This window comes from Arsukibacterium sp. (genome assembly GCF_033722355.1).
In the GTDB taxonomy this organism is placed as follows: Bacteria; Pseudomonadota; Gammaproteobacteria; order Enterobacterales; family Alteromonadaceae; genus Alishewanella.
In genome coordinates this window covers 1-8,600 of the sequence record NZ_JAWVZF010000119.1, presented here as the reverse complement: position 1 = coordinate 8,600, position 8,600 = coordinate 1, and the positions used below count along the sequence as shown (strand labels likewise).

Annotated in this window: 9 protein-coding genes; 5 read left to right on the top strand and 4 right to left on the bottom strand. The window is 48.6% G+C overall.

Annotation, left to right across the window (positions count from 1 at the left end):
- From recF to dnaA, 3 genes are all read right to left on the bottom strand, one after another.
- Positions 1-886: DNA replication/repair protein RecF (gene recF, locus R3177_RS10805; RefSeq protein WP_318971039.1), on the bottom strand; the 886-nt coding region annotated here is incomplete at its 3' end.
- Between the two features lie 3 nt (positions 887-889).
- Positions 890-1,993: a DNA polymerase III subunit beta gene (gene dnaN / locus R3177_RS10800; protein ID WP_318971038.1), complete on the bottom strand. Its 1,104-nt coding sequence runs from the start codon at positions 1,991-1,993 to the stop codon at positions 890-892.
- A 37-nt stretch (positions 1,994-2,030) separates the two neighbouring features.
- Entirely contained in the window at positions 2,031-3,410 is a 1,380-nt protein-coding gene (dnaA, locus tag R3177_RS10795; protein WP_318971037.1) for a chromosomal replication initiator protein DnaA, read from the bottom strand.
- 464 nt (positions 3,411-3,874) lie between these two features.
- On the opposite strand from dnaA, the gene rpmH reads away from it, so the two are divergent.
- The 5 genes from rpmH to mnmE all read left to right on the top strand — a co-directional run bounded on the left by rpmH (position 3,875) and on the right by mnmE (position 7,847).
- Positions 3,875-4,012 carry a 50S ribosomal protein L34 gene (gene rpmH / locus R3177_RS10790; RefSeq protein WP_083923053.1) on the top strand — a complete coding sequence of 46 codons (138 nt, stop codon included), beginning with the start codon at positions 3,875-3,877 and terminating at the stop codon, positions 4,010-4,012.
- A gap of 18 nt (positions 4,013-4,030) precedes the next feature.
- Positions 4,031-4,399 carry a ribonuclease P protein component gene (gene rnpA / locus R3177_RS10785; RefSeq protein ID WP_290620831.1) on the top strand — a complete coding sequence of 123 codons (369 nt, stop codon included), beginning with the start codon at positions 4,031-4,033 and terminating at the stop codon, positions 4,397-4,399.
- Positions 4,354-4,617, top strand: coding sequence for a membrane protein insertion efficiency factor YidD (yidD, locus tag R3177_RS10780; RefSeq protein ID WP_318971036.1), 264 nt, complete (start codon positions 4,354-4,356; stop codon positions 4,615-4,617). The genes rnpA and yidD overlap by 46 nt, the downstream gene beginning before the upstream one ends.
- Before the next feature lie 3 nt (positions 4,618-4,620).
- Complete coding sequence (gene yidC, locus R3177_RS10775) at positions 4,621-6,285, top strand: membrane protein insertase YidC (RefSeq protein ID WP_318971035.1); 1,665 nt, start codon at positions 4,621-4,623, stop codon at positions 6,283-6,285.
- 197 nt (positions 6,286-6,482) lie between these two features.
- Positions 6,483-7,847 (top strand): tRNA uridine-5-carboxymethylaminomethyl(34) synthesis GTPase MnmE, encoded by a 1,365-nt coding sequence (gene mnmE, locus R3177_RS10770; protein WP_318971034.1) that lies wholly within the window; start codon positions 6,483-6,485, stop codon positions 7,845-7,847.
- An 18-nt stretch (positions 7,848-7,865) separates the two neighbouring features.
- On the opposite strand, the gene R3177_RS10765 is transcribed toward mnmE, so the two are convergent.
- Positions 7,866-8,600: YbfB/YjiJ family MFS transporter (locus R3177_RS10765; RefSeq protein WP_318971033.1), on the bottom strand; the 735-nt coding region annotated here is incomplete at its 5' end.

Sequence of the window (8,600 nt, the reverse complement as noted above, 5' to 3'; positions counted from 1 at the left end):
TACTGATTACATTGTTCTGGGCGATTTTAAGTGCAAATAATAACACTTTTAGCTGGCCACGGGATAATACTTCTTCCACTGCCAACTGTGCTTTTTTTAACTTTAAGTCGGCTTTTTGTGCGCCATACTGACTGAAGCCCTGACGGCTATCCTGCTCAAAATTTTGTTTAACTAAGGTAAGCAGGTCCTGCTCACTGCTAATTCGATCCGGCCAGCCACTTTGCAGCTGCATGTTGATATCGCAGAGCAATTCGTTGTCTGCAACCAACGCATGATAAGCAGCAGTTAACTGATCGATATACTGCTGCCGCTGGGTATTCAGCTGCCAGGCCAAGCTGGCAAATTGCTGATCCCAGTAAGCGAACTCATCGTCATGACGCCGGCGTTGTTTTAGTAATGCATTCCGTTGTTTTAATACGCGGCTGAACTGTAACCAAACCGGAAAAAAACCGTGTTCCACGTGGAACACTCCCATATCGAAAAATTGTCGGCGCTCTTTCGGACCGCCGAAAAATAACCGAAAGCTATCAGGAGTAAGCAACTGAACGGGCAGCAGACTGGCAAACTCAGCCAAACGCTGCACATTAGCACCATTTAATCGCAGCAGCAATTCGGCAGTACGATTGCGTTGCAGGCCAAGACTATAACTTTGCTGATTATTGCTGACTTTGGCATGCAGGGTAAAATGAGAAGCGTCGTCTTTTATCAGACGTTGATGCACCCGGCTGCGGAAAGAGCGGCCATGGGCCAGATAATAAATCGCTTCAAGCAAACTGGTTTTACCGCTGCCGTTCTCGCCACAAATAAGATTAAACTCTGGATGGGCAGTCAGTGCCAGTTTCGCAATATTGCGAAACTGGCTAAGTTGCAATGACAGCAAGGCCATATATTACAAGCGCATTGGCATAACAACATAAGACGCACCTTCGTTACCAACACCTTCAATCAGCGTGCTGGAGTTGGCATCGTTTAAATGCAGCACCACCAGATCAGTATTCAGCGTGTTCAGCACATCCAGCATATAACCAACGTTAAACCCGATTTCCAGTGGCTCACCCTGATACTCTACTTCTATCTGTTCTTCCGCTTGCTCATGCTCAGGGTTATTCGCCATAATTTGCAACTCATTATTACTGAGCGTAAACCGTACACCGCGATATTTTTCGTTAGATAAAATTGACGCTCGGGTACAGGCATCTTTCAGCACCGGGCGGTGGGCAGTAACCAGTTTGGTGGAGTTCCGGGGCAATACCCGCCGGTAATCCGGAAAGCGACCATCAATCAGCTTACTGCTGAAAGTAAAGCCCTGATCAGATAACCGGATATGATTCTGACCGAGGCTTAACTGAATGACCTGGTCATCATTGGCCAGTAGTCGCATGATCTCCAGCACACCTTTGCGCGGAATAATAATTTGTTTTTGTTGTAAATTAACCCCGGGCAACACTAATTTGCTTAAAGCCAGACGATGGCCGTCTGTACCGACAGCGGTCAGGCTGCCATTGTCCACTTCGAACAACAAGCCATTCAGATAATAACGCACATCCTGATTGGCCATTGAAAAGGCAGTATCGTCCAGTAACTTACGCAACTGTTGCCGGCTGATGCTGATATCAACTTCCCCTTGCCAGCTTTCCAGATTAGGGTATTCCGCCGCGCTTAACGTAGACAGAGTAAATTTAGTTTTGCCACAGGTTAAAATACAGCTCTCTGCCTGCAGCACCACTTTAATGTCACTGTTCTCTGGTAAGCTGCGACAAATATCCAGTAATTTTTTAGCAGGCACTGTTACCCGGCCCACCTGCTGTACCTGCACAGCGTCTGTGGTAGCAACCAGTTCAACTTCTAAATCAGTGCCCGTTAACGCTAGCTGCTGCTCTGTTACTTCCAGCAACACATTAGACAAAATGGGTAAGGTGTGGCGGCGTTCAATGGCGCCGGATACCATCTGTAATGGCTTGAGTAAGGCGTCTCTGTTAATAACAAATTGCATAGCTTAACCCTAGTTAGGATGACCCTGTTAAAACCCGCTATGAAGACAACGTGCGAATGAGGTTTTGAAAATCCTCTTTAATTTCGTGGGTTTCTTCTTTTAATGATTCAATTTTGCGACACGCATGCAACACCGTCGTGTGATCGCGGCCGCCAAAAGCGTCGCCTATTTCCGGCAGGCTATGGTTAGTCAGTTCTTTTGATAGAGCCATGGCCATCTGGCGTGGCCGGGCCACTGAACGGGAACGACGCTTAGACAGTAAATCAGCCACCCGGATCTTGTAATACTCCGCTACTGTTTTCTGAATGTTTTCAATGGTAACCAGTTTATCTTGCAATGCCAGTAAATCACGTAATGCTTCACGAACAAAATCAATCGTTATCGGCCGGCCGGTAAAATTAGCATTGGCAATCACCCGGTTTAATGCTCCTTCCAGTTCACGCACATTAGACCGCAACCGCTTAGCAACAAAAAACGCGACTTCCTCCGGTAGCCTGATTTGATTCTCCTGCGCCTTGCGCATCAGAATCGCCACCCGGGTCTCCAGCTCCGGCGGTTCAATAGCAATGGTTAAACCCCAGCCAAAGCGGGATTTCAGCCGGTCTTCCACTCCATCAATTTCTTTTGGATAACGGTCACTGGTTAAAATGATTTGCTGGTTGCCTTCCAGCAGGGCATTAAAGGTATGAAAAAACTCTTCCTGCGAACGCTCTTTATTGGCAAAAAACTGAATATCATCGATAAGCAGGGCATCAACCGAGCGATAATAACGTTTAAACTCTTCTATCGCATTGTTTTGCAACGCTTTTACCATATCCTGCACAAACCGCTCAGAGTGCATATAAATCACTTTAGCATCGGGCTTTTTTGCCAGAATCCCATTGCCCACTGCATGCAGTAAGTGAGTTTTACCAAGGCCGGTACCACCATAAATAAATAGCGGGTTATAAGCCGTGCCAGGATTATCGGCTACCTGGCTGGCAGCAGCCCGGGCTAACTGGTTTGATTTACCCTCAACAAAATTGGTAAAGGTATAATTGGCGCGGACGTTACTGCGAACTATGGTTTTGGGCGCAGGTTCAGCAGTTTCAGGCGGTAAAGGCTGATTGCCGGCAGGGCTGACTTCAGCATGAGGTAAATGGCTGTTACCGGGCGGACGCTTGGTTTGCTGCTGGCTGTTGCCGACATCAAACTTCAACCTGGGCGCATCATCACCGCAGTAATCCTGGATCAGCTCCAGGATCCGGTTTAAATATTTCTCGCGGACCCAATCCAGTACAAAGCGATTAGGCGCATACAGGATCAGCGAATCAGCAGAGCTGTCAGCTTGCAGTGGCCGGATCCACATGCTGAAATGCTGGGCAGGCAGTTCAGCCTGCAATGCCTGTAAACAATTTTGCCAAACAGATTGATACACCGTTTCTCCTGAAGCCCTGGTTAAAATTATAAAATAAGGCTGGTGTCATAACGCAAGTTGGCCATTATCGTACGATCTTATCCACAAGTTCAATATTGACTTTTCGAAAAAAGCACCAGCCATTAACAAATCTTCGTAAGGCAATGTTTAAAAAGGCTTTTATCTTCTTATTCTATTTGATAATACCGAATAAAATCAGCAGCACTTTCCGACCTAAAGAATAAATAACTCACATTTTATTCAGCAGGATCAGTCAGCCTGTGGAAAACTTATTAACGCAGCGGTTAAAAGCCTTACCAAACCAAAAGGAAAAGCAACGATCAGATCAGAATAAAAGCAAGGATCGCATTGACTTTCAGGGCCGAACTACTTAAAATTCGCGCTCATTTTTGTCAGCTGCGTTTTGGTGTATTTGCTAAAACACAGGTAATCTTAGTAAATATTTCGACCGGACGGATGAAATTATGAGTAAAAGAACGTTTCAACCAAGCGTATTAAAACGCAAGCGCAATCACGGTTTCCGTGCTCGTATGGCCACTAAAAATGGTCGTCAGGTTTTAGCGCGTCGCCGTGCTAAGGGCCGTCAGCGTTTATCAGCGTAATCGGCTGCTAAGCGCTGCGTGGTCAGCCTGAACTTCGGCCGGGAGTTACGCCTGTTAACTCCCAGTCAATTTGATAATGTCTTCCAACACCCATTTCGGGTTGCGTCTCCCCTGTTTACCATCCTTGCTAAACCAAATCAGCTCACACATCCGCGATTAGGCCTTACTATCGCTAAAAAACGTGTTAAATTGGCCGTGCAACGCAATCGTATAAAACGTTGTGTGCGTGACAGCTTTCGTTTGCATCAACACCAGTTGCCCGGCGTCGATCTGGTATTAATGGTAAAGGGTGATATCAGTAACACCCCGAATAGTGAACTGTTGAAACAACTGGAACGGCTATGGAGCAAAATCGCTCGCCAGTACATCGCTTTGCAGTCAAGCTGATGTTAATGCTGGTGCGGGGCTATCAGCTGGTGTTAAGCCCGCTGTTGGGGCCACATTGCCGCTTCAACCCAACCTGTTCACACTATGCCATTACTGCTATTGAACGCTTTGGTGCGGTAAAAGGTGCTTGGTTAGCAGGCAAACGCATATTAAAATGTCACCCCTTACATAAGGGCGGTGATGATCCCGTTCCTGATAAGCATAATGAGAAAAGCTAACCCATGGATTCACAACGCAGTTTTTTAGTAATTGCCCTGGCAATTGTCAGTTTTTTCCTCTGGCAGGAATGGCAAAAAGATTATGGACCGAAACCCATTGTCGCTCCAAGCTCAGTTGAACAGTCACAAAATACCACACCGGGCAGCAGCAGTACTGCCAACAGTGGTGATATCAGACTGACCGGTGATGATGCAGTAAGCCAGGTCGCCGCTACTGCCACTCCTTCTGCCCAGCTGGTTTCAGTGGCAACCGATGTGTTAAATATTGCGATTGATACCAGCCGTGGTGATATCGTTGGGGTAACGTTACCTGAATATGATTTGACCAAAGACAGCGATCAACCTTATGTATTAATGCGTAAATTGCCGGGGTTTGAGTATACCGCTCAGTCCGGTTTAATTGGTACAGATGGCCCGGATGATCAAGCCAATAGTCGTCAGCCTTATCAGTTTGCTGCACAACAGTATCAGCTGGCCGAAGGCAGTGATGAACTGGTGGTGCCAATGGTTACCCACTTCAATGGCTTGCAGATAGAAAAACGCTTTATTTTCAGCCGTGGCAAATACGATGTCCGGGTAGAATATTTAATTGAAAACCAGAGCGATGTCAGCAAACGCGTTCAGCCTTATCGACACCTGGTGCAGAACATTGATAACGGTGAGAGCGGCAGTATGATGATGCCAATCTACCGGGGTGCAGCCTACGGCACCACTGAAGAACGTTACGAGAAATACGATTTTGATGATATGGCCAAGAAAAATCTGGCCATTAACACCACCGGTGGCTGGGTTGCGATGCTGGAGCACTACTTCGTAGCTGCCTGGGTACCTGAACAAGATAAGCCCCAGCGGCTGTACAGCATGGTAGCGGGTAATAAAGGTGTTATCGGTACCCGCGGTGAAGTCATTGAACTGCAACCCGGCGCAAGCACAATAGTTGGCAGTACCTTTTATGCCGGCCCGAAACAACAGGACCGCCTGGCCGAGCTGGCCAATGGCCTGGATCTGACCGTCGATTACGGCTTCCTCTGGTTTATCTCGCAGCCGTTGTTCTGGTTGCTGACCACGATTCAGAATTTTGTTGGTAACTGGGGTCTGGCGATTATTCTGATCACTGTGATAGTGAAAGGCTTGATGTATCCGCTGACCAAGATTCAGTACGAATCAATGGCAAAAATGCGCAATTTAAAGCCAAAAATTGAAGAGCTGCAGGCGCGCTACAAAGATGATCGCCAGAAAATGGGCCCGGCAATGATGGAGCTGTACCGCAAAGAAAAGGTTAACCCTATGGGTGGCTGTTTACCGATGCTGGTGCAAATGCCGATATTCTTAGCGTTGTATTGGGTATTCGTCGAAAGCGTTGAGCTGCGCCATGCGCCCTTTATGCTGTGGATCACCGACTTATCAGCCAAAGATCCATACTATATTCTGCCGGTACTGTTTGGTATCAGTATGTTTGCCATGCAGAAGCTAACGCCAATGCAGGTGAGTGATCCGCTGCAGCAAAAAATTATGATGTGGATGCCGGTTGCATTTTCAGTGTTCTTTATCTGGTTCCCAAGCGGCCTGGTATTGTACTGGCTGGTCAGTAACCTGATTTCACTGGCCCAGATGCTGTATATCTACAAAGGTATGGAAAAGAAAGGCTTACACACGAAAAAAGCTTAGGCTGATATCAAAGCAAGGGTAAGGTGTCGTCATGCAGCAGCGACAAGGATGTCGCGGAGGTTGAGACAGCCCCGTTGTTTCTAAAAGCAGCGACGTACTGTCGAAAGCGACGAAATGACGATTTCCTTACCCGAGCTAGCAACAACAAACTAGCCTGTCCGTATCACGCGACAGGCTTTTTCCATTAAGAGGCAACTATGTTTAATACCGACACCATCGCCGCTTTAGCCACCGCCCCGGGCCGCGCCGGTGTTGGTATTATTCGTATTTCCGGCCCTGATAGCAAAATAGTAGCGCAAGCCATCCTGCATAAAGTGCCTAAGCCACGCACTGCCGAGTATCTAGCCTTTTTTGATAGCGAAGCCAAGGTACTGGATCAGGGCATTGCCCTGTACTTCCCCGGCCCTAACTCCTTTACCGGCGAAGATGTCCTCGAACTGCAGGGCCATGGCGGCCCGGTATTGCTTGATATGCTGCTGCAACAAGTCCTGGCACTGCCGAATGTGCGGATCGCCCGCCCCGGTGAATTCTCCGAACGGGCCTTTTTAAATGACAAGCTCGACTTAGCCCAGGCCGAAGCCATAGCCGATTTAATTGACGCCAGTAGCGTGCAGGCCGCGCGCTGTGCCATACAATCGCTGCAGGGCGAGTTTTCGCGCCGTATCCATGAACTGGTGGAAAAAGTCATTTATCTGCGGATGTATGTCGAAGCCGCTATTGATTTTCCCGATGAGGAAATCGACTTTTTATCTGACGGCAAAGTGGCCACCGATTTGGCCGAGATTATCGACTACCTGGCTACCGTTAAAAAACAGGCAGCGCAAGGCAGTATTCTGCGTGAAGGCATGAAAGTGGTCATCGCCGGCCGGCCAAATGCCGGTAAATCCAGTTTGCTAAATGCCCTGGCCGGCCGTGAAGCGGCTATTGTTACTGACATAGCCGGCACTACCCGCGATGTGCTGCGCGAGCATATTCATATCGATGGCATGCCATTGCATATTATTGATACCGCCGGCTTGCGCGAAGCAACCGATCAGGTAGAGCAAATTGGTATTGAACGTGCCTGGCAGGAAATTAAGCAGGCCGACCGGGTGCTGTTTATGGTCGATGGCACCACGACAGATGCCACTGATCCACATGCTATCTGGCCAGACTTTATTGACCGGCTGCCTGAGAGCTTAGGCGTTACCGTTATTCGCAATAAAGCCGATTTAACCGGCGAGCCGATGACACCGGATACCCGCTCTGAAACCCCGGTATACCGGTTATCGGCCAAAACCGGTGCCGGTATCGATGCGCTGCGGGAGCATTTAAAGCAATGCATTGGCTTTGACGCCAGCCTGGAGGGTAGCTTCCTGGCCCGCCGCCGTCACTTAGATGCGCTGGACCGCGCTGCTGAGCACCTTGCTATTGGTCAGGAACAACTGCACAGCTATATCGCGGGTGAGATTCTGGCCGAAGAGCTGCGGTTAACCCAACAGCACTTAAATGAAATTACCGGCGAGTTTAGCAGCGATGATTTACTCGGCAGAATTTTCTCCAGCTTCTGTATCGGTAAATAGTAATTTGCGCTTAACAGCTTAGCTAAGGGCATCAAAATGCCGGGCGTTTTTGTCGGTCACCATTAACACCGCTATCAGTAACGCCCCCAGACCAACAAAACCAGCTGCCAGATATAGACCTAACGTATAGTAACCACTTACTTCTGCCAGATAACCTGTTAACGCAGGCGCAATAACCTGAGCGCTGCCGTAGGCCAGCGTCATTTTGCCCATCAGTTTTGCCGGTTTACTGGGATATAAGCGCCCTGCCATCGTTAACACTAAACTGACAACTCCGATAAACGTTGCACCAAACAGCGCAGCACTTATTAGCACCACCGGTAAGGTGCCCGACCATAGCGGCAGTAAAATTGCCATAACCTGAACCAGTAAGGCCAGCATTATGGCTTTCAGATAACCGGTTTTTCGGGCAATAACATCCCACATCATCACCGCCGGTGCGGCGGCCAGCCCCAGTATAATAAAACTGACATTACCGCGGCCGGATAACCCGTCCATCCGCTCGACGATGGTAACAATAAAAGTAGCACTAATCACATAACCGTAACCGGCGCAAAAGTAACTGGCCAGCATCAAACGGATAAATCGCTTAGCAGGTGGCCGATCCCGGCTTGCTGGCTGCGCTCTGAAAGCCTCTACTGGCGGGCGGGGCAACCAACACCAGGCCGGTACTGCCAGCAGCATGCCAAAACATGCTAACGCTTGCCACTGGGCCTGCCAGTCCAGCTGCAACAGTAGCATCAGCTCTACCAG